17 protein-coding genes are annotated in these 19,510 nt (G+C 61.3%); 5 read left to right on the top strand and 12 right to left on the bottom strand.

Annotated elements, in window-relative coordinates; all coding sequences use genetic code 11:
- Window positions 1-17: 17 nt before the first annotated feature.
- The 3 genes from JFT58_RS08675 to JFT58_RS08665 are packed head-to-tail and all read left to right on the top strand — an operon-like array spanning window position 18 to window position 2,579.
- Window positions 18-833, top strand: coding sequence for a MetQ/NlpA family ABC transporter substrate-binding protein (locus JFT58_RS08675; protein ID WP_054896665.1), 816 nt, complete (start codon window positions 18-20; stop codon window positions 831-833).
- Window positions 830-1,945 (top strand): methionine ABC transporter ATP-binding protein, encoded by a 1,116-nt coding sequence (locus tag JFT58_RS08670; protein ID WP_054896666.1) that lies wholly within the window; start codon window positions 830-832, stop codon window positions 1,943-1,945. The genes JFT58_RS08675 and JFT58_RS08670 overlap by 4 nt, the downstream gene beginning before the upstream one ends.
- Window positions 1,935-2,579: a methionine ABC transporter permease gene (locus JFT58_RS08665; protein ID WP_003187635.1), complete on the top strand. Its 645-nt coding sequence runs from the start codon at window positions 1,935-1,937 to the stop codon at window positions 2,577-2,579. Before JFT58_RS08670 ends, JFT58_RS08665 begins: the two co-directional genes overlap by 11 nt.
- 2 nt (window positions 2,580-2,581) lie before the next feature.
- Here JFT58_RS08665 and JFT58_RS08660 read toward each other — a convergent pair whose 3' ends face one another.
- On the bottom strand, window positions 2,582-3,685 hold the full coding sequence (locus tag JFT58_RS08660) for a hypothetical protein (protein WP_054896667.1): 1,104 nt from the start codon (window positions 3,683-3,685) through the stop codon (window positions 2,582-2,584).
- 176 nt (window positions 3,686-3,861) lie between these two features.
- On the opposite strand from JFT58_RS08660, the gene JFT58_RS08655 reads away from it, so the two are divergent.
- The gene (locus tag JFT58_RS08655; protein WP_054896668.1) at window positions 3,862-4,488 is read left to right on the top strand and encodes a class I SAM-dependent methyltransferase; all 627 of its coding nucleotides are present in this window, start codon (window positions 3,862-3,864) and stop codon (window positions 4,486-4,488) included.
- A 108-nt stretch (window positions 4,489-4,596) separates the two neighbouring features.
- On the opposite strand, the gene JFT58_RS08650 is transcribed toward JFT58_RS08655, so the two are convergent.
- From JFT58_RS08650 to JFT58_RS08635, 4 genes are all read right to left on the bottom strand, one after another.
- Window positions 4,597-6,786, bottom strand: coding sequence for a glycoside hydrolase (locus JFT58_RS08650; protein ID WP_054896669.1), 2,190 nt, complete (start codon window positions 6,784-6,786; stop codon window positions 4,597-4,599).
- A gap of 218 nt (window positions 6,787-7,004) precedes the next feature.
- Window positions 7,005-10,070, bottom strand: a complete 3,066-nt coding sequence (locus tag JFT58_RS08645) for an efflux RND transporter permease subunit (RefSeq protein ID WP_032894148.1) — start codon at window positions 10,068-10,070, stop codon at window positions 7,005-7,007.
- Complete coding sequence (locus JFT58_RS08640; protein WP_060765832.1) at window positions 10,067-11,137, bottom strand: efflux RND transporter periplasmic adaptor subunit; 1,071 nt, start codon at window positions 11,135-11,137, stop codon at window positions 10,067-10,069. Before JFT58_RS08640 ends, JFT58_RS08645 begins: the two co-directional genes overlap by 4 nt.
- Window positions 11,134-12,216 carry an efflux RND transporter periplasmic adaptor subunit gene (locus JFT58_RS08635; RefSeq protein WP_020302227.1) on the bottom strand — a complete coding sequence of 361 codons (1,083 nt, stop codon included), beginning with the start codon at window positions 12,214-12,216 and terminating at the stop codon, window positions 11,134-11,136. The genes JFT58_RS08640 and JFT58_RS08635 overlap by 4 nt, the downstream gene beginning before the upstream one ends.
- A gap of 121 nt (window positions 12,217-12,337) precedes the next feature.
- Between JFT58_RS08635 and JFT58_RS08630 the strand changes: the two genes are divergently transcribed.
- Entirely contained in the window at window positions 12,338-13,501 is a 1,164-nt protein-coding gene (locus JFT58_RS08630) for an AAA family ATPase (protein ID WP_054896671.1), read from the top strand.
- 112 nt (window positions 13,502-13,613) lie between these two features.
- On the opposite strand, the gene JFT58_RS08625 is transcribed toward JFT58_RS08630, so the two are convergent.
- From JFT58_RS08625 to JFT58_RS08595, 7 genes are all read right to left on the bottom strand, one after another.
- A complete protein-coding gene (locus tag JFT58_RS08625) occupies window positions 13,614-14,462 on the bottom strand; it encodes a transporter substrate-binding domain-containing protein (protein ID WP_054896672.1) in 849 nt (282 codons plus the stop codon).
- Window positions 14,459-15,235 (bottom strand): amino acid ABC transporter ATP-binding protein, encoded by a 777-nt coding sequence (locus JFT58_RS08620; RefSeq protein ID WP_034125472.1) that lies wholly within the window; start codon window positions 15,233-15,235, stop codon window positions 14,459-14,461. Before JFT58_RS08620 ends, JFT58_RS08625 begins: the two co-directional genes overlap by 4 nt.
- Window positions 15,232-15,891 (bottom strand): amino acid ABC transporter permease, encoded by a 660-nt coding sequence (locus JFT58_RS08615; RefSeq protein WP_034125471.1) that lies wholly within the window; start codon window positions 15,889-15,891, stop codon window positions 15,232-15,234. Before JFT58_RS08615 ends, JFT58_RS08620 begins: the two co-directional genes overlap by 4 nt.
- Window positions 15,872-16,537, bottom strand: a complete 666-nt coding sequence (locus tag JFT58_RS08610) for an amino acid ABC transporter permease (RefSeq protein ID WP_003187615.1) — start codon at window positions 16,535-16,537, stop codon at window positions 15,872-15,874. The genes JFT58_RS08615 and JFT58_RS08610 overlap by 20 nt, the downstream gene beginning before the upstream one ends.
- A gap of 363 nt (window positions 16,538-16,900) precedes the next feature.
- Window positions 16,901-17,683: a MetQ/NlpA family ABC transporter substrate-binding protein gene (locus JFT58_RS08605; protein WP_034125470.1), complete on the bottom strand. Its 783-nt coding sequence runs from the start codon at window positions 17,681-17,683 to the stop codon at window positions 16,901-16,903.
- A 106-nt stretch (window positions 17,684-17,789) separates the two neighbouring features.
- Window positions 17,790-18,716 (bottom strand): sigma 54-interacting transcriptional regulator, encoded by a 927-nt coding sequence (locus JFT58_RS08600; protein ID WP_198834369.1) that lies wholly within the window; start codon window positions 18,714-18,716, stop codon window positions 17,790-17,792.
- Window positions 18,717-18,762: 46 nt separating this feature from the next.
- The gene (locus JFT58_RS08595; protein WP_034134614.1) at window positions 18,763-19,344 is read right to left on the bottom strand and encodes an alpha/beta hydrolase; all 582 of its coding nucleotides are present in this window, start codon (window positions 19,342-19,344) and stop codon (window positions 18,763-18,765) included.
- Between the last annotated feature and the right edge of the window lie 166 nt (window positions 19,345-19,510).

Raw genomic sequence — 19,510 nt, 5'->3', positions numbered from 1 at the left:
ATGACTGGAAAACCACTATGAAAAAGACATTCCTAAACCACCCAGTCAAAGCACTGGCCCTGGCCTTCGGCTTATTCAGCTCGGCGGTATTTGCCGCCGACGCCCCGCTGAAAATCGGCACCACCGCTGCCTTCGCCATTCCGCTGGAAGCCGCCGTAGAAGAGGCCGGCAAGCAGGGCCTGAAGGTCGAACTGGTGGAGTTCACCGACTGGATCGCGCCCAACGTCAGCCTCGCCGCCGGCGATATCGACGTGAACTACTTCCAGCACATTCCCTTCCTGGAAAACGCCAAGGCCGCCGCCGGGTTTGACCTGGTGCCGTATGCGCCAGGCATCATCAATAACGTCGGGCTGTATTCGAAAAAGTACAAAAACTTCAACGAGCTGCCCGCAGGCGCCAGCGTGGCGATTGCCAACGACCCGATCAACAGTGGTCGCGGCCTGCAACTGCTGGCCAAGGCCGGGCTGATCACCCTCAAGCCGGGTGTGGGCTACAAGGCCACCGAAGAAGACATCGTCGCCAACCCGAAAAACATCAAGATCCTGCAAGTGGAAGCGGTACAACTGGTGCGCGCCTATGACGACGCCGATCTGGTGCAGGGCTACCCGGCGTACATCCGCCTGTCCAAGACCTTCGATGCCGAGTCGGCACTGTTGTTCGACGGCCTCGATCATCCGGAATACGTGATTCAGTTCGTCATCCAGCCCAAGAGCAAAACCGACCCACGGGTGATCAAGTTCGTCGATATCTACCAACACTCGCCAGTGGTGCGTGCGGCCTTGGACAAGTCCCTCGGCAAGCTCTACCAGGTCGGTTGGGAAGCTAAACCATGAGTGCCGCCAACGCCCGATTGCACGATCTGGCCCCTGCGCCCAGCCACGCCGAACAGACTGAACTGCACCCGGACTTGAACCGCGCCCATGTGCGGTTCATCAACCTGGGCAAAACCTATGACGGCACGGTGCATGCGCTGCAAGGCATTGACCTGGCGATCCAGCGTGGCGAAGTGTTCGGCATCATCGGCCGCAGCGGCGCCGGCAAGTCATCGCTGATCCGCACCATCAACCGCCTGGAACAACCCAGCAGCGGACGGGTGCTGATCGACCAGGTGGACATCGGCAGCTTCGATGAAGACCACCTGGTGGCGCTGCGGCGACGCATCGGCATGATCTTCCAGCACTTCAACCTGATGTCGGCCAAGACCGTGTGGCAGAACGTCGAGTTGCCGCTCAAGGTCGCCGGTGTACCCCAGGCACAACGCGCACGAAAGGTGCATGAACTGCTGGAGCTGGTAGGCCTGCAAGACAAACACAAGGCGTACCCGGCGCAGCTGTCCGGCGGGCAGAAACAGCGCGTCGGCATCGCCCGCGCGCTGGTGCACGACCCCGAGATTCTGCTGTGCGACGAAGCCACCTCGGCCCTCGACCCGGAAACCACCCAGTCGATCCTTGGCCTGCTGCGCGAGATCAACCAGCGCCTGGGCCTGACCATCGTGCTGATCACCCATGAGATGGCGGTGATCCGCGACATCTGCGACCGCGTGGTGGTGCTGGAGCACGGGCGTATCGTCGAGCAGGGCCCGGTGTGGCAGGTGTTTGGCGATCCGCAACATGAGGTCAGCAAGACCCTGCTCGCACCGCTGCAACACGGCTTGCCGCCAGAGTTGCAAAGCCGCCTGCAACCCACGCCCGCCTCGGCCGACGCCGCACTGGTGCTGCGCCTGCAGTTCGCCGGCAGCGACACCCTGGAGCCAGACCTCGCGGCACTGTTCAGTGCCCTCGGCGGCCGTGTGCGTTTACTGCAAGGCGGCGTGGAACGCATCCAGGGGCATGCCTTGGGGCAACTGCTGCTGGCGGTGAATGGATCGCCGCACAACGCCGAAGAACTGCGCAAACGCGCGGCCAATTGGGCACAACAGGTGGAGGTGCTGGGCTATGTGGTTTGATCGTTTAGTGCAGGGCGCCATCGACACCTTGTTGATGGTGGGGGTGTCATCGCTGATCGCGCTGCTGGTGGGCATTCCGCTGGCGGTCTTCCTGGTCACCAGCGACAAGGGCGGCATCTACCAGGCACCGGCCCTTAACCGCGTGCTGGGAGCGTTCGTGAATCTGTTCCGCTCCATTCCGTTTCTGATCCTGATGGTGGCGCTCATCCCGTTCACGCGCCTGATCGTCGGCACCACCTATGGCGTCTGGGCGGCAGTGGTACCGCTAACCATCGCCGCCACACCGTTCTTTGCACGCATCGCCGAAGTCAGCCTGCGCGAGGTCGACCATGGCCTGATCGAAGCCGCGCAGGCCATGGGTTGCCGCCGCTGGCACATCATCTGGCATGTGCTGTTGCCAGAGGCGTTACCCGGCATCGTCGGCGGCTTCACCATCACCCTGGTGACCATGATCAACTCATCGGCCATGGCCGGGGCGATCGGCGCCGGTGGCCTGGGCGATATTGCCTACCGCTATGGCTACCAGCGCTTCGATACGCAGATCATGCTCACGGTGATTGTGCTGCTGGTGGTGCTGGTAGCGGTGATCCAGCTGAGCGGGGACCGATTGGCGCGGGTATTGAACAAGCGCTGACGTCACGGGCACTCATCCAATTGGGCAACGCTGGCACGGGGCACGAAGGTGATGGTTTTTTCCTTGGCCTGCCAGGGCCGCACGATGTAGCTGCCATCCGAGTCGGCCATCACTCGCAGTTTTACGCTGCGCTTGGGGTTGTCGGCGTCTACCAGCGCGCCGGGGACCTTGGCCTCTGCCGCCCAGGTCATCAAGGTACAAACACGCCCTCCCGAGGCGGAGCCTTGCAGCGGCAGGCCACCCAACTTGGCCCCGCTCGCCGGGATCAGCCCGAGTAAAACGATGAGCGCAAAGGCCACCAATGAGGCGAACGCCACCGGGTTTTTCTGGACGCGCATGCGCACCACCAAGCAGGCGGCGCTCCCCTGGATCAGGAACAGCACGGCCATTTCGGCGGCCATGAACGGCGCAAAGAACACGGCGCTGTCGGAGTACTCGCTGAAGGCGCGGGAGACCGGCACCGTCACCATCAGAATGACCACCATTTGAACGACCCCGGCGCCAGCACTGGCCAGCCAGAACTCGCCGGACAACTCACGCAGGGCAACATCGGCGGGGCGCGCACGAATGATGATGCCGACATAGGCCACTACCGCCGCCATGATCGCCACGATCCAACTGAGCGTCAGCAAAAGCCCACTTTCGGCGTTCACGGACAGGTATACGGCGGACATCCAGAACACAAACATCACCAACAGGCTGGCCGCCCAATGTCCCAGTAACCTCCTGTGCTGGGCCGTCTCTTGCGGCGACTGCGGGCTGAGATTGAGTTGATCACTCAGGCGCACACCGGTGCCGTTCAGGCGCGTGAATAAGATGAACGTGGGCACCAGGATCGATGCACCCATCATGCCGATCACAAATACCAACATGGCGAACATCGCTGGCAATGCGGTGAACGCCGACGCCGACAAGATACTCAGCGGCACCTTTTCCATCTGGATGTACTGGTACAGGTACAGGCCTGCCACCGAGAGAATCCCCACCGTCAGCGGCCAGGCACGCTCATTGAGCCAGAACAGCCCATTGCTCAATCTCGTGGCGTATTGGTCGACCTTGTTCGGTGCGGTGTCGTTGCCAACGGGTGAACATTTTTCCTCTTCCATGGATGTGTAGCCCTCTGCAAATGAGGGCCGAATCTTACCCACAATTTCCCGTGGCGGTCTGTCGGATGCGCGCACTGCGACCGCCGTGAAGCGCCCTACAGCGGATACACGGTTTTCAACTGATGAATGGGCCGGGGTATAGTCCCCCTACCTCAGCCGCAGCCGTGCGCCATGCCATGAAACTTGCTCCCGACGACCTCAACCAGATCACCTCCACCACCCTGGGCCACTACAACAAGGTGGCCGAAGACTTCCGTGAAGGCACCCGCGATCACGATGTGAGCCAGAACATCGACGCGCTGTTGCGGCATATCCAGGGCACGCCGCCGTTCACCGTGCTGGATTTCGGCTGTGGGCCAGGGCGGGATTTGCAGACGTTTACGCGCATGGGGCATATCGCCGTGGGCCTGGATGGCTCCGAGCGTTTTGCGCAGATGGCCCGCGAAGACAGTGGCTGTGAGGTGTTGCAGCAGGACTTTCTCAAGCTGGACCTGCCCGCCGAACGCTTCGATGGGGTGTTTGCCAATGCGGTGCTGTTTCATATTCCCAAGCAGGAGTTGCCCCGAGTGCTCAAAGAGCTGCACGGCGCGTTGAAGCCTGGGGGCGTGCTGTTCAGCTCCAACCCTCGGGGTGAGAACCAAGAGGGCTGGAGTGGGCCGCGGTATGGCTCTTATCACGACCTGCAGGCGTGGCAGGCCTTGCTGAACGCGGCAGGGTTTGAAGAGCTGGAGCATTACTACCGGCCGGCCGGGTTGCCGCGGGAACAGCAGCCTTGGTTGGCGAGTGTGTGGCGTAAACTTTAGTACTGCATCGCCTGTACCTGCCTCATCGCAGGCAAGCCAGCTCCCACCTTTGGAATGCATTCCCCTGTGGGAGCGGGCTTGCCCGCGATGGCGCCGTAACGGGCAGCGTTATTTCACCTGATACACCACCGGCTCCTCCCCCTCCACAAGCACCGTCACACTGCGCCCGGCATACCCCTGTTTTTCCACCGCCGAGAAATTCGCCACCAGCCGCGTCCCATCGGCGAAGGTGGTTTGCTGCAGCTGTTTGTCCACCGTCAGCCAACGGAAACCAGTCATTTCCTGGGTCGCCAAGCGCTGGTGCAACGGCCGGAAGAAGCGGTCCTGGCGCTGAATAATCGGCAGCCGCGCCTTGAGCGTCGCAGCACTGAGGTGGTACAGCGGCGGCACGTTGTAGAGCAGTTGGGTCAGTTCATTGTCGCCCTGCACATTGCTCAGTTTGAGGCTGTCGAACAGCCAATGATGGGTGGTGATCACCGAGCCGTGGAACACCGCCTGATACAACGGCAGGCGCATCGTCGGTTCGAAATACAGCGTGCGAAACGGCTCCTTCAACGGCACCGATTTGAAGAACACCGCCGGTTGCTCCGTGGGGTACCAGTTGCCTACGAAGTACGGCGACTGCGGGTCATGGGTCATCTCGCGGTCACCCCAGCCGATCACCGGGGTCTGCATGCCGTGGGCAAACAGGATGCCCTGGGCGGTGATCGCGTTACCGTCTTCGGAGCCTGTGACCAGCTTCGGCACGGTGTTGATCCAGCGGGAGGCGTCGATATTGCCTTCGGCGTTTTGTGCCTGGGTCATGCTGGCGTTGCTGCGATAGCTGTCGAACAGCATGCTGGTGGCGTAAGCATCGAGAAACCAGGCATTGAAGCCAGCCTTGGCGTGTACCGCCTTCACCCGCGCCTCCAGCAGCGGCCGGACACACCGCGGGTCGGTGTAATGGCCGGACTTCTGGAAACCGGTTTTCAGCTTGCCGTCTTTCAACACGATCGCGCAGTCGCGATAGGCCTTGGCGCCCAAGTGGGCAGTGGTCCAATCGGGGTTTTCGGTGGCGGACAGGGCCGTTTCATAGGAGTCGTAAGGCGCCATCAGAAAACCGGCTTCCACCCCCGCGCGAATCGCTTCGGGATGCCAGAGGCCACCCTCCCAACCTTCCCCCAAGGTCAGCAGAAGACGCTGCAGCCCGGCGTCGCGCAGGGTTTGAATCGTGCTACTGCCCCAGGTTTGCGGGCTGTCACTCAAGGCCCCCGCAAAGTCCACGGCCAGTTCACTGCGCAGCTCACCATAGCGGGCGGCAAGGCGGGTCATGTCGGGCTCTTCCACCTGCCAGGCCTGCCGGGCCTTGGTGTTGATCGCCGCGTTGAGACCGCGCAGCAGCACGGTTTGCTCATAGCGATTCAAGGGAGTGGACTGCGCCAGCAGCTGTGCGCTCTCTTTGTCCATCAGCGTCTTGAGTTCATGGCTGCGCAGCCGTTTGATCAATGTTGGCCAATCACGCACATCGCCCAGAGCCAGCAGGCCGTTGTCCCAGAGGTACACATGGCTGGCGCCCAGCAGCTTCTGGGCTTCGGGTGTTTGCCGCAGCTTGTCCGCCAACGGTTCATAGCGGCCCTGCTCCACCAGCCACTGGCGGTAGCGCTTGGCGCCAGCCAATGGGTCGGCATCGCCCAGGTACAGCCGCAGCGTCATCGGCGCATCAGGCGCCAGCGAGGTGAATTCATGGGCCGCGGAGAGGGCCAGGCCGTTGCCGTCGGCTTGCCATTGCAGGCGGTTGTTGTAGGGGTTGGTCAACAGCCAGTTCAACGTGAAGCCACCGTGATCCACGCCCCACAGCGGCAGGCTCAGGTCCTGGGTGGTATTGAACTCACCCCGCTCCAGCAGAAACGTCTTCCAGATGGCATTGCCGGCAGGCACGTAATGCCCCTCGGCCAAGGGCCAGATCAACCCTCGCCCCACGGCCTCGGCAGGCTGGCGCAGCAGGGCCAGTTCACCGGGCTCGCGGGCGTTGATGGTCAGGGCCAGGTCACGCTGTTGCAGGCGGGCGCTCAGGCGATAGGCGCCGTTGTCCCATTGCCAAGTGGCTTGGTCAGGCGTGTTCTGCAATTGGCTGACGGCATGCGCGGCCACACCGCTGGATGCCTGCACCGAAGCCTGGCCTGCGGGTGTCACGCGCAGCGCCAGGGTGGCGGGGTCGAGTTCGACGCGCCAAAAGGCGTTTTCCAGTACGGTGGCGGCGAAGGCAGGCGGTGCAAGGAGCAACGCGCAAAACAGCAAGGTGAAACGCAGGCACTGCATGAGGACCGACCTGGGTTTGGAATGAGGACCAGAGGGTACAACATGCAAGGGTCCGCCAGGACGACGTCGGGATTTTTCAGAAGCTTCACACAGCCTCAGTCAGTTAAGGCTCTTTTGTAGGAGCGAGCTTGCTCGCGAAAAACTCACAGGCGCCGCGTTTACTCAGGAAGCACGCGTTATCGTTGACGTTTTTCGCGAGCAAGCTCGCTCCTACAGAATTAATCCTGTTGTGGCTGATGTTCCTGTTTCGGCTCGCGGATCTTGTACCAGGCCACATACAGCGCCGGCAGAAACAGCAACGTCAGCAACGTCGCAATGATGATCCCGCCAATCATCGCGTAGGCCATCGGCCCCCAGAACACCTCTCGTGCAATCGGTATCATGCCCAGGCTCGCCGCCGCAGCCGTCAGCAGAATCGGTCGACGCCGGTGTTCGGTGGCTTCCACCACCGCATCCCACGGCGTGTAGCCGGCCTCTTCGTACTCGTGGATCTGTGTGACCAGAATCACCGAGTTGCGGATGATGATGCCGATCAGCGCCAGGATCCCCAGGATCGCCACAAAGCCCATGGGCGTTCCCGTGGGGATCAACGCCAGCACCACGCCGATCAGCCCCAGTGGCGCGACGCTGGCTACCAGGAACATCTTCTGCACGCTGTGCAACTGGATCATCAGGAAGGTGGCCATCAGGAACAGCATCAACGGCACTACCTTGGCGATAGGTCCCTGAGCCTTGCCACTTTCTTCCACAGTGCCACCGGTGGCGACTTTATAGCCCACCGGCAAGCCTTCGCTGAATTTCTCGATGGTCGGCGCCAATTGCTTGACCAGGTCGGTCGGCTGCATCTCATCGCGCACCGCGGCCTTGATGGTAATCGTCGGCTTGCGGTCACGACGCCAGACCAGCGGCTGCTCCAGCTCGTAACGCACGGTGGCGAACGCCAGCAGTGGAATCGAGGTGCCGTTGGGCGTGACGATCTGCAGGTTCTGCAAGGTTTCCGGCGTACCGCGCTCGGCATCCTCGGCGCGGCCGACCACGTTGATCAGGTAGATATCGTCGTGCACCTGGGTCACCGCCGCGCCGCTGACCACGCTGTTCATCAACTGCGCCACGTCTTCCGACGAAAGCCCCAGTTGCCGCGCCTTGTCTTGGGCGATGTCGACGCGCAGCACTTTGCCCGGCTCGTTCCAGTCGTAGATGATCTCGCCCAGGTGGGTGTTCTGATCCAGCAAGGTCGCCAGTTCAATGGCGTGTTTGCGCACCTGGTCGATGTCTTTGCCGGACACGCGGTACTGGATCGGCCGCCCTACCGGCGGGCCCATTTCCAGCGGCTGCACGTAGCTGCCGATACCGACAAAATCATCGCGCAAGCGTTGTTGCAGGCGGGCGATCAGGGCGCCACGCTCTTCCAGGCCCTTGCTCACAATCACCAGTTGCGCGTAGTAGGGGTTTTCCAACTGCTGGTCCAGCGGCAGGTAGAAACGGATCGCGCCCTGGCCGATGTAGGTGCTCCAACGGGCGATATCGGGGTCGTCCTTGATGATCGCTTCGAGGCGGTCTACCGCCTTGCGCGTCTCGTTGATCGAGGCGTTTTGCGGCAGGTTCAGGTCGACGAGAATTTCCGGACGGTCCGACGACGGGAAGAACTGGTTCTGCACAAATTGCATGGAAAACACCGAGGCCACGAACAGCGCCACGGTGATACCAATCGCCCACCAACGGTTGCGCATGGCCCACAGCATGCCGCCATTGAAGGCACGGCCAATGCGCCCCGGCTCGGCGTTGTGCGGTTTCACATTGGCGCTGAGGATATGCACGCCGATCACCGGCGCAAACAGCACCGCCACCACCCACGACACCAGCATCGCCACGGCAATCACCGCGAACAAGGTAAAGGTGTACTCGCCCGCCGAACTGGCGTTGAGGCCAATCGGCACGAAGCCGGCCACGGTCACCAGCGTGCCTGTGAGCATCGGGAAGGCCGTGGAGGTATAGGCGTATGTCGCCGCCTGTTCCTTGGTTTCGCCTTTTTCCAGGCGCGTGATCATCATCTCCACGGTGATCATCGCGTCATCCACCAGAAGGCCGAGGGCGATGATCAATGCGCCCAGCGACACGCGCTGCATGGTGATGCCGCTGTATTCCATGAACACGAACACCAGCGCCAGCACCAACGGAATCGAGCACGCCACTACCAACCCGGCGCGCATGCCGAGGCTGATAAAGCTCACCACCAGCACGATGATCACCGCCTCGAACAACGCGCTGGTAAACCCGCCGACGGCTTCTTCCACCACTTCGGCCTGGTCGGACACCTTGTGCACGCCGACGCCCACCGGCAGGTCGGCGGTCAGCTCGTCCATGCGCCCGTGCAGGGCCTTGCCGAACGACTGGATATTGCCGCCCTTCTGCATGGCGATGGCCAAGCCAATCGCTGGCTTGCCGTTGAAGCGAAACATCGGCCGCGCCGGGTCCACATAGCCACGGCTGATGTCGGCAATATCCGCCAGCCGGTAGAAACGGTCATTGAGGCGCAGGTTGACGTTGGCCAGGTCTTTCTCCGAGGCGAACTGCCCGGAGGTGCGCACCGAAATCCGCTCCGGCCCAGCCTCGATCACCCCGGCCGGCGTTACCGCATTCTGCGATTGCAGGCTTTGCACGACCTGGCGCTGATCAATCCCCAGGGCCGCGAGTTTGCGCGTGGAGAAATTCAGGTAGATCACTTCGTCCTGCTGGCCGATCATTTCGACCTTGCCCAGCCCCGGTACCGAACGGATTTCGGCGCGCACCTGCTCCACGTAATCACGCAGCTGACGCATCGACAGGCCATCGCCGGTAAAGGCATACACCGAGCCGAACACGTCACCGAATTCATCGTTGAACGACGGCCCCTGCAAACCCTGGGGGAAGGTGCCGCGGATGTCGTCGATCTTCTTGCGAACCTGGTACCAGATCTCCGGGATGGCCTTGGCACTGGTGGTGTCCTTGAGGAACACGAACACTGTGGACTCGCCGGGCCGGGTGTAACTTTTCACGTAGTCGAGGGAGTCGAGTTCCTCGAGTTTTTTCTCGATGCGGTCGGTGACCTGCTTGAGGGTTTCTTCCTGGGTCGCGCCCGGCCAGCGGGTCTGGATCACCATGGTCTTGATGGTGAACGACGGGTCTTCTTCACGGCCCAGGTTCATGTACGAGAACACGCCCATCAGCAGCGCGACGAACATCAGGTACCAGACGAAGGACTGATGCTTGAGGGCCCAGTCGGATAAGTTGAAGCTCCCTTTCATCGCGGGCTGTCCTCGTCGATTTTGACTTTTTGCCCGGATTTCAGGCTGTTCACGCCGGCGGTGACAATGCGCTCGCCGGGTTTGACGCTGCCATTGAGCAAGGCGCTGTGAGCATCACGGCTGATAACCGTGACCTCGCGGGGTTGCACGGTTTGGCTCTGCGTGTCGAGCAGCCAGATACGGGTCTTGCCGTCGACTTCCTGCAAGGCGCTCAGGGGCAGTTCGATACGCGGGGCGATGGCGGTGCTCAAAGTCACGCTGATTGCCGTGCCCAGGCGGAACGCCGGCGGGGTTTCGGCCAGGCTCAGGCGTGCGCGACGGGTGCGCGTGGCGCTTTGGGCCTGAGGCTCGATCTCACGCACCACGGCAGTGGTGTGCACGCTGGGGTCCAGTTGACCAGCGACCAGGAACACCACATCGGCAGGCAAGCGTTCAGCCAGGCCGGCGGGCAGGTCGATCACCGCTTCCTTGATGTCCGGACGGGCCAGGGTCACTACCTGCTGGCCGGCGCTGACCACCTGGCCGGCTTCGGCATTCCAGGCGGTGACGATACCGGCATGGTCGGTACGCAGTTCGGCGTAGTTGAGCTGATCCTTGGCCTGGTTGACCGAAGCACGGGCCTGGTCGAGGGTCGCCTGGGTGGTTTTCAGGTCGGTCTGGGCCACATCCAATTGAGCCTGGGCACCCACACCACGGTTGAACAGTTCCTGTTGCCGCCGAGCGTTGGCCTGGGCGTTGATGAACTGCGCCTGTACGCGCGCCAGGTCGCCCTGGGCAGCGCGCAATTGGTTCTGCTGGTCGGTGGGGTCAAGCACGGCGAGCAAGGCGCCCTTCTCCACTTCGGCGCCGACATCCACAGCGCGACGGGCGATGCGGCCCGGCACACGGAAACCCAGGTTGCTTTCATAGCGGGCCTGGATGGTGCCGGCGAAACGACCGAGGTTTTCCTGATCTTCAGCCTTCACTTCCATGGACAGCACCGGGCGTATGGGTTCGGGCGGCGCCTCTTCCTTGGAGCAGGCCATCAGCAACAGGCTGGCGGCGACAATGAGCGTCAATTGCTTCATGGCTGCGCTCCGGGTTGGGCGATCTCGACGACCATGCCGGGGTGCAGCAATTGCCCACCGGCTATCACGACTTTTTCACCGCCTTTGAGGCCCTCGCCGATGATCACTTTGCCGGTGAGGTAGCGCGCCACGGTGACCTTGTGCAACTGCGCCTTGCCTTCGCCGTCCACCAGCCACACGGCTGGCTCGTTGAGGTCTTTGGTCAGCGCTGACCAAGGCAGCTCGATGCTCGCCTTGGCCGGGCCATTGGCGGTGGCGCTGACCACCGACCCCAGTTCCATGCCCTTGGGCAGGCTTTGCAGGGCGATCTTCACTTGGACGGTGCCGGTATTGGCGGCCACGGCGGGCGTGACTTCACGGACTTTGCCCACGGCCTTGATGCTCGGGTTGTCCAGCAGGCTCACCGTAATCGGCGCGTCGGGCGGCGGCTCCACCAGCAAGGACTCATACACGTTGAACACGGCGTCACGTTCGCCATCGCGGGCGAGGCTGAAGATCGGCACGGTGGCCTGTACCACTTGGCCGACTTCGGCCTGGCGCGCCGTGATGATCCCCGGGGCATCGGCGATCAACGCGGTGTAGCCCAATTGTTCGCGGGCATTGGCCAACTGCGCCTGGGCAGCGGCCAGGGCACTTTGGCTGCTGCGCAGCGCGGCCTGGGCGGCGTCATATTCGCTGCGGCTGGTATAGCCTTTGGGCAAGAGTTTTTCCTGGCGCACAAAGGCGGCGGCGGTCTGCTTGACCCGCGCCTGTTCGGCCACGACCTGGGCCTGGGCCGAATCGACGTTGGTTTGCAGGTCCTTGGGGTCGAGCTTGGCCAGGACTTGCCTGGCTGTGACGCGGTCGCCCACGTCGACCATGCGCTGGATGATCTTGCCGCCCACGCGAAAGGACAGATCGGTTTGCACCCGCGCCTGGATATCACCGGTCAGCGTCACCGCCGCGGCAAAATCCGCCGACTGCACGGTTTGCACGAACACCCGCGAATGCTGCTTGGGCTCGGCTTTGTCCTGGCCACAGCCGCTGAGCAGCGCCAGGAGGCCAAGGCTGAAAATAAATGTCGAGGTGCGACCGCCCATGCAGGCTCCTTTTGCGTGATGCCGACGTTCAAGTGTGTATGCGACTGTGAGCTTAGATCAGGGTTCCTTATCTGCATGGAGGATCCCATACTCCAATGGTTCCCATGCTGACTAAATACACATGCTTAAAACCCTCGCGGTGGCCAATTACCGCTCGATCAACAAATTGGTGGTGCCCCTGGACCGGCTGAACCTGGTGACAGGGCCCAATGGCAGCGGCAAGTCCAACCTGTATCGCGCCCTGCGCCTGCTGGCCGAAACTGCCCAGGGCGGGGTGATCAATGCGCTGGCCCGCGAAGGCGGGCTGGATTCCACATTCTGGGCCGGGCCGGAAACCATCACCCGGCGTATGCGCAGCGGCGAAGTACCGGTGGAGGCCGTGGTCGCCCAAGGCGTCAAACGCTTGCGCCTGGGCTTTGCCGGAGAGGACTTCAGCTACGCCATCTCCCTGGGCATGCCCATCCCGGTTCCCGGCAGCGAGTTCAAACTGGACCCGGAGATTAAAAAGGAATGTATCTGGGCCGGCCCTCTCTACCGTCCGGCCAGCCTCCTGGTTCAGCGCTCGGGACCGATGGTACGCGCCCGTGATGGCCGCGCCTGGGACGTGCTGGCCCAACACACGCCCAACTATCACAGCCTGTTCGATCAGGTCGGCAGCCTGCGCGGTTCGCCGGAAGTGTTGCTGCTGCGCGAAAGCATCCGTGGCTGGCGCTTTTATGATCACTTTCGCAGCGATGTGGATGCGCCGGTACGCCAGCCGCAATTAGGCACGCGCACGCCGGTGCTGCATCACGACGGTCGGGATTTGGCGGCCGCGTTACAGACGATTCGCGAAGTGGGCGATGTCGAGGCGTTGCAGCACGCGGTCAGTGATGCCTTCCCCGGCGCACGGTTGCATATCGAACCGTTGCAGGGCGGACGCTTTGCCATTGAGTTCTATCAGGAAGGCTTACTGCGCCCGTTGTCGGCGGCGGAGCTGTCGGACGGCACCCTGCGCTACCTGCTGCTGATCGCAGCACTGCTGACCCCACGCCCGCCGACCATGATGGTGCTGAACGAACCGGAGACCAGCCTGCATCCCGACCTGTTGCCGGCACTGGCGCGCTTGATTATCCAGGCGTCGAAGCAGTGCCAGGTGTGGGTGGTGTCCCATGCCAGCCGCTTGATTGCAGCGTTGCAGCAGGATGAGGGGTGTAACTCGATTGTGTTGGAGAAGGTGATGGGGGAAACGCGAATTGTAGGGCAGGGCATTTTGGATGCGCCGGCGTGGCATTGGCCGGAGTAGGAGCGAGCTTGCTCGCGAAAAACGTCAACGATAACGCAGCGCTATCTGCTAGCCCGCGTTGCCTGTGCGTTCTTCGCGAGCAAGCTCGCTCCTACAAGGACGGGGTGATCAATCAGCCCTGCCACTTACCGCCTTCGACAATCACACTCTCAGGCTTGGTGTCATCGCTCAGTTCTTTTCGCACATATTGGTCATAAAGCTTGAGCAGAAACTTCTCCTCCCCCAACTTCGCCAGCTCGGCATTCACCCAGTCGCGCAACTCGATATTGCCCTTCTTCACCGCCGGGGCAATCGGCGCTTCATCACCCAGCTTCTCTTCCAGCACGCGGTAACCCGGGTTCTGCTTGGCCCAGCTGAACAGCACCAGGTTGTCCTGGGCATAGGCATCACCACGCCCGGCCGACAGAGCTTGCAGCGACTCGGAGTTCTTCTCGAACTTGAGCAGCTTCCAGTCCGGATGGTTCTTGGTCAGCCAGATATCCGCCGTGGTGCCGGTGGTGACGATGGTCGTGCGGGTTGCCAGGTCAGCCAGGCTTTTGACGGCGCTGTCATTCGGCACCAGAGCCTGCACCGCGACTTTCAGGTTGGGGTTGGTGAAGTCCACCGCGTCCTTGCGTTCAGGCGTCACGGTCATGTTGGCGAGAATCAGGTCGACCTTGTCGCTTTGCAGGAAGGGAATGCGGCTGGCCGGTTCCACGGCGACAAATTCCACCTTGTTTTCGTCGCCCAACAGGTCCTTGGCGAATTGACGGCCGATGTCGGTATCGAAGCCGACATAACGACCCGCTTCGTCCACAAAACCGAATGGCGGCTTGTCGGTAAACACGCCGACAATCAGCTTGTCCCGCGCTTTGATTTTGTCGATGTAGCTCACAGCCGCGGGTTTTACCGGCTCTTCGGCCTTTTTATCGCAGCCGGCCAGCAAGGCGACGGCAAACAGTGGCAGCAGTAACTTTTTCATATCAGCTCCAGTTCCTTGATCTTTTTGGGCAGTGTTGAAACAAAGGAGAACTTCTCCAGGAACTGCTGCGCGCGCGCGGTCTGCGGGTTCGTAAAGAATGCCTCGGGGGTGTTGTGTTCGAGGATGCGACCGGCCTCCATGAACACCACGCGGTCGGCGACGGCGCGGGCGAAGGCCATTTCGTGGGTAACGATCAGCAGGGTCATGCCATCGCGGGCCAGGTCCTGGATCACTTCCAGCACTTCCTTGACCATCTCCGGGTCGAGGGCCGCGGTGACTTCGTCAAACAGCATGACCTGGGGGTTCATGCACAACGAGCGGACGATGGCGATGCGTTGCTGCTGGCCGCCGGAAAGCTGGCGTGGGAAGGCGTCGCGCTTGTCGGCAAGGCCCACGCGCTCCAGCAATTTTTCCGCCTGCTCACGGGCCTCCCGGGGGTCGCGCTTTTGCACTTTGAGCGGGCCGAGCAGGATGTTGTCGAGCACGCTCATGTGCGGGAACAGGTGGTAGCTCTGGAACACCATGCCGATGTCCTGGCGTACCTGGCGCCAGTCGGTGGTTTTATCCAGCAGCTCTTTGCCGGCGAACCGCAGACTGCCGCTGTGTGCCACTTCCAACCCGTTCAAACAACGCAGCAAGGTGCTTTTGCCACAGCCGCTGGGGCCGAGGATCACCACCACTTCGCCGCGCTGCACGCTCAGGTCGATGCCCTTGAGCACCTGCGCCTCGCCGAAGAATTTGTTGAAACCCTGGAACTCGATCAATGCACTCATGCTTGGGCCCAGCGCCGTTCCAGCACCTTGGAGGCGGCCGACAACGGGTAGCAGATAAAGAAGAAAAACAGGAACAGCGCACCGTAGATCAATACCGACTCGTAGGTGCGCTCGATGATTTGCTGGCCGACCTTGATCACATCCACCACGCCGATCAGCACCGCCAGGGAGCTGGTCTTGATGATGCGCGTGTACACATTGATGGTCGGCGGCGTCATGCGCTTGAGGGCCTGGGGCAGCAGTACATAGCCGTACAACTGTGGGCCGGACAGGCCAATCGACAAGCCCGCTTCGCGCTGGCCACGGGGCAGCGAATGCAACGCGCCACGCACCACTTCGCCCACCTCGCTGGCGCCCCACAACGACAGCACCAGCACCGCGCACCAGAAACTGGGGATGCTCAGGCCGAAGAAGATCGGCACGCCAAAAAACAGCAGGTACAACCACACCAGTACCGGAATGGCGCGGAACAGTTCCAGGTAGACCCGCAGCACGCCGTTGATCGCTTTGTTATTCAAAGTGCGCAGCACGCCGTAGAGCACGCCGCCCACCGTACTGAAGGCGATGCTCAAAAACGAAATCGACAGGGTTTGCGCAGCGCCCTTGCCCAGTTGCGGCAACGACACCCACAGCAACTCAAGACCCGAACTGGCCATGCTGGAGCCTCCTTTCCAGGCGGCTGAGCAACAGCGACAACGGCAGGAACAGCAGCACGCAAATCAGCGTCAGCACAGCGAGCATTTCGTAGGTTTTGTAGTAGAGGGCGATGTAGCTCTTGGTGGTGTAGAGAATTTCCGGCACCGCCACGGCGGAAACCACCGTGGTTTCCTTGAGCAGAAAGATGAAATTGGCGAACAGCGCCGGCAGGCTGAGGATGCCGGCCTGGGGCAGGATCACATGGCGCAACAGCTGCCAATCGGACAGGCCAATGGACTTGCCCGACTCGATTTGCGCCAGCGGCACCGCTTCCACACCAGCGCGCAGCACCTCGGTGAGATAGGCGCCGCCCAGAAAGGTCATGGTGATGATCGCCGCCCAGAACCCGGAAATATTGAAACCCAGGGCCGGCAGCGCGAAGTAGACGAAGAACAGTTGGATCAACAGCGGCGTGTTACGTGCCAGCTCCACATAGAGCGCCACCAGGCGCGACAGGTAAGGCGTACGAAACACCAGCAGCGCAGCGTTGATCAGCGCCACCAGCAAGGACGTGGCAATGGCGATCAGGCCGACTTGCAGCGTCACACCCACGGCCTTGAGAAACGCCGGCAGGGTGCTGAGGATAAAAGCGAAATCGAAGGTCATGTGCAGTCCATATCGCCGCATGGGTAATGCCGCGAGCGCAGTCCGTGCCGACGTGGATAACGTCAGCTAGCGCGAACTTTAAAGGTATAAAAATCAAAATTTAAATACCAAAATAGCATATTGATATCACCCAAAAACCTAACCCCTGCGGGAGCTGTCGATCATTCCCACGCTCTGCGTGGGAATGCAGCCCAGGACGCTCTGCGTCCGCTCTAAAGTCGTGACGCAGAGCGTCACAGGAGACGTTCCCACGCGGAGCGTGGGAACGAGCAATCGCACAGTTTTGACTGTATTTCAGATAAAAAAACGCCGACGCTGTAGTAGCCGTCGGCGTTGAAACCTTAAAGGGGGTTTTGGCTTACATCAGAACGCTGGCACCACCGCGCCGTTGTACTTCTTCTCGATGAAAGCTTTGACTTCCGGGCTGGTCAGGGCCTTGGCCAACTTCTGGATAGCATCGCTGTCCTTGTTGTCCGGGCGGGCCACCAGGAAGTTTACGTAAGGTGATTTGGCGTCTTCGATGATCAACGCGTCCTTGGCCGGGTTCAGGCCAGCTTCCAGGGCGTAGTTGGTGTTGATCAGGTCGAGGTCAACCTGGTCCAGCACCCGTGGCAGCAGGGCCGATTCCAGCTCTTTGAACTTCAGGTTCTTCGGGTTGCTGGCGATGTCTTTCGGCGTGGCCAGGGCGTTGGTCGGGTCTTTGAGGGTGATCACACCGGCCTTTTGCAGCAGCAACAGGGCGCGGCCGCTGTTGGAGCCTTCGTTCGGAATCGCCACGGTGGCGCCATCTTTCAGATCTTCGATTTTCTTGATCTTTTTCGAGTAGCCGCCGAAGGGTTCAACGTGCACGCCCACCACGGTAATCAGATTGGTGCCTTTACCCTTGTTGAAGTTTTCCAGGTATGGCAGGGTCTGGAAATAGTTGGCATCCAGGCGTTTCTCAGCGACTTGCACGTTTGGCTGTACGTAGTCGGTAAAGACTTTGATCTGCAGGTCCACACCTTCCTTGGCCAGGGTCGGCTTGATCAGCTCGAGGATTTCGGCGTGGGGAATCGGCGTAGCAGCCACCACCAGTTTCTCGCTGGCCTGGGCAAAGCCAGCAGTCAGGGCAGCCGCCAGAGCGGTAAACAACAGAACCTTTTTCATGCAATGTCCTTCTAACGACCGTTTTTATGTGAGGTGCCAGCGAAGTGCTATCGCGGCGTGGAAAGGACAATACCTAGATTTTTTATTCCCGAACAATATCTTTTATTCACGTTGATATTCCATTTTGCTCATACAGGAATTTACGCACCGATTCCTGCTCGGCCGGGCTGGCGCTGGCCAAAATTCGTCGCACTTGCTCCAGCGGCGAACCCGCCGCTGGCAAGTTCAAATGCTCGGGCAAGATTTCATCGCCGCTGCTCACCAGCAAGGCAAAGTGAATGACGTTTTCCAGTTCGCGGGTGTTACCCGGCCAAGTGTGGTGTTCCAGCACCTGCTGGGCGGCGTCGCTGATCAGTGGCACCGGCAGGTCCAGGCGCTGGCTGTAGATGCCGAGGAAATATTCGGCCAGGGACAAGATATCCCCCACCCGCTCGCGCAACGCCGGCAGGTCCAACCGGCCCTCACTCAAATAATGGAACAGACGCTCGTGAAACTTGCCCACGGCCACGGCCTGGGCCAGGTCGATACTGGTGGCGGCCACCAGGCGCACATCCACCGGGCTGGGCTGTTGGGCACCGACACGGGTGACTTCGTGGTTCTCCAGGGCCGCGAGCAATTTCACCTGGATCGGCAGCGACAAGTCACCAATTTCATCCAGATACAAGGTGCCGCCATTGGCCGAGCCAAACCAGCCCGCGCGGCTACTGGCCGCGCCACTGTGGCTGCCGGCGGCATAGCCAAACAACTCGGCATCGGCATAGGTGGGGCTGATTGCGCCACAATTGACCGAGACAAACAGGCCAGTACGGTCACTGCCACGGTGGATATGCCGTGCCAGCAGTTCTTTACCGCTACCGGTCTCGCCGCGAATCAGCACAGGCAAGGCACGTGGTGCGAGGCTTTCCAGCTCTTCGCGCAGTTGGCGTGAGCGTGGGTCGACAAACACCAGAGCTTTGGCGCGAATACTCAGCGGACTCTTTTCCGCGTCCGGGAAGGTCAGCAATGGCTGGCCGAAGGTTTCATGCAGACTCATGGCAGGCTCCCGCCCCAATCCACACAGGGACGGGGCGTTGAAAATATTAGGCGCTGCGCCGAGCGTGGTGCTCGAGGCGATGTTGCAGGCGATAGAGGTAAGCAAACCCTTGCTCCCAGCGCCGGTGGCCGGACTTCACATTGATATGCCCGGCGCCCGACAAGATGCCGGCTTCGGCGCCCCACTGACGCGCCAGTTCCAGAGCCCTGGGGGCGCTTACGGCACTGTCGTTGTCGGAGCTGACCACCTGGCTGGGAAATGGCAGCAGGTCAGTTGGAATAGGGGCGAAATTGCGCAGTGCAGGGGCACACGCAGGACGCTCGACATCCGCCGGTGCCACCAGCAATGCGCCGCGTACCTGCCGCAAGAACTGCACGGGGGCAGTGGCGGCCCAGTGGGCCACGGTGATGCAACCCAGGCTATGAGCGATCAGGATGACCGGCGTGCTGTCGGCAGCGATGGCCTCGGCCAGTGCGGCGACCCAATCCTCGCGACGCGGCGTCAGCCAATCGGCCTGTTCCACCCGTGCGCTGTTGGGCAAGCTGTTTTGCCAATGGGTTTGCCAATGATCTTCTGGCGATCCTTGCCAGCCCGGCACGATCAGATAACGAATCGACTCGCTGTGCATGGGTGTGCCCTCCTGCAGCGTTTAACGTTGCTGGTCAGTATAGGGTGAGGCTCACGTACCAATAAGGAATAAAAAAGAATTTATTAATAACCAAAAGGAATTTACGCCCTTTTCAGAACTTGCTTTACCAAGCCCTTCATTAAAACCGGCCATTGCGTCCCTGCCA

This window comes from Pseudomonas sp. MF6767 (genome assembly GCF_016405475.1).
Taxonomy (GTDB): domain Bacteria; phylum Pseudomonadota; class Gammaproteobacteria; order Pseudomonadales; family Pseudomonadaceae; genus Aquipseudomonas; species Aquipseudomonas paracarnis.
Note: the sequence above shows the minus strand (reverse complement) of the source record. Positions and strands in the feature narration are given on the sequence as shown.

Bases quoted from the DNA above. Each gene is read 5' to 3' on its own strand.
- JFT58_RS08605 (WP_034125470.1), bottom strand. From the start codon at position 17,683: ATGAAAAAGGTTCTGTTGTTTACCGCTCTGGCGGCTGCCCTGACTGCT.
- JFT58_RS08595 (WP_034134614.1), bottom strand. From the start codon at position 19,344: ATGCACAGCGAGTCGATTCGTTATCTGATCGTGCCGGGCTGGCAAGGA.
- JFT58_RS08660 (WP_054896667.1), bottom strand. From the start codon at position 3,685: ATGGAAGAGGAAAAATGTTCACCCGTTGGCAACGACACCGCACCGAAC.
- JFT58_RS08635 (WP_020302227.1), bottom strand. From the start codon at position 12,216: ATGGGCGGTCGCACCTCGACATTTATTTTCAGCCTTGGCCTCCTGGCG.
- JFT58_RS08655 (WP_054896668.1), top strand. From the start codon at position 3,862: ATGAAACTTGCTCCCGACGACCTCAACCAGATCACCTCCACCACCCTG.
- JFT58_RS08620 (WP_034125472.1), bottom strand. From the start codon at position 15,235: ATGAGTGCATTGATCGAGTTCCAGGGTTTCAACAAATTCTTCGGCGAG.
- JFT58_RS08630 (WP_054896671.1), top strand. From the start codon at position 12,338: ATGCTTAAAACCCTCGCGGTGGCCAATTACCGCTCGATCAACAAATTG.
- JFT58_RS08640 (WP_060765832.1), bottom strand. From the start codon at position 11,137: ATGAAGCAATTGACGCTCATTGTCGCCGCCAGCCTGTTGCTGATGGCC.
- JFT58_RS08675 (WP_054896665.1), top strand. From the start codon at position 18: ATGAAAAAGACATTCCTAAACCACCCAGTCAAAGCACTGGCCCTGGCC.
- JFT58_RS08670 (WP_054896666.1), top strand. From the start codon at position 830: ATGAGTGCCGCCAACGCCCGATTGCACGATCTGGCCCCTGCGCCCAGC.
- JFT58_RS08615 (WP_034125471.1), bottom strand. From the start codon at position 15,891: ATGGCCAGTTCGGGTCTTGAGTTGCTGTGGGTGTCGTTGCCGCAACTG.
- JFT58_RS08610 (WP_003187615.1), bottom strand. From the start codon at position 16,537: ATGACCTTCGATTTCGCTTTTATCCTCAGCACCCTGCCGGCGTTTCTC.
- JFT58_RS08650 (WP_054896669.1), bottom strand. From the start codon at position 6,786: ATGCAGTGCCTGCGTTTCACCTTGCTGTTTTGCGCGTTGCTCCTTGCA.
- JFT58_RS08645 (WP_032894148.1), bottom strand. From the start codon at position 10,070: ATGAAAGGGAGCTTCAACTTATCCGACTGGGCCCTCAAGCATCAGTCC.
- JFT58_RS08665 (WP_003187635.1), top strand. From the start codon at position 1,935: ATGTGGTTTGATCGTTTAGTGCAGGGCGCCATCGACACCTTGTTGATG.
- JFT58_RS08600 (WP_198834369.1), bottom strand. From the start codon at position 18,716: ATGAGTCTGCATGAAACCTTCGGCCAGCCATTGCTGACCTTCCCGGAC.
- JFT58_RS08625 (WP_054896672.1), bottom strand. From the start codon at position 14,462: ATGAAAAAGTTACTGCTGCCACTGTTTGCCGTCGCCTTGCTGGCCGGC.